We start from the raw sequence: 487 nt of genomic DNA on the forward strand, positions 1-487 counted from the left end.
CCAAGCCGCTGTCCGGCGATGCCGCGAAAGCTGTCGATACAGTGACAGCCCTGCGCCTGCCTGTGGTCGCGATCGACCTGCCGTCGGGCGTCTCGGGAGCCAGCGGCGAAATATTGAGCAGGGCGTTTCGTGCCGAGGTCACCGTCACCTTCGCGCGGAAAAAGCCCGGCCACTTGCTGCTGCCGGGGCGCGGGCAATGCGGTGAGATCGTGCTCGCCGATATTGGCATCGGCGACGGCATCATCGCCCAGCTCGCCGTCTCGACCTTCGAAAATGTGCCGGATCTGTGGTTGCGGGAATTTCCGGTGCCGGCGGTGGACGCGCATAAATACAAGCGCGGCCATGTCGGCGTCTTTTCCGGCGGTCCCAGTGCTACCGGCGCGGCGCGGCTGTCGGCGATGGCCGCCGCCAGAAGCGGGGCAGGGGCGGTCACCGTGCTGTCGCCTGGCAATGCCATGCAGGTGAACGCGACACACCTCACCTCGAT

At 66.5% G+C, this 487-nt stretch carries 1 protein-coding gene; it reads left to right on the plus strand.

Translation table 11 applies throughout. The features are described 5' to 3' along the window. A partial coding sequence (locus EN906_RS36745) for an NAD(P)H-hydrate epimerase (RefSeq protein WP_281060488.1) occupies positions 1-487 on the plus strand: 487 nt, incomplete at both ends.

The organism is Mesorhizobium sp. M7A.F.Ca.CA.004.06.1.1, from assembly GCF_003999135.1.
Classification (GTDB): Bacteria; Pseudomonadota; Alphaproteobacteria; order Rhizobiales; family Rhizobiaceae; genus Mesorhizobium.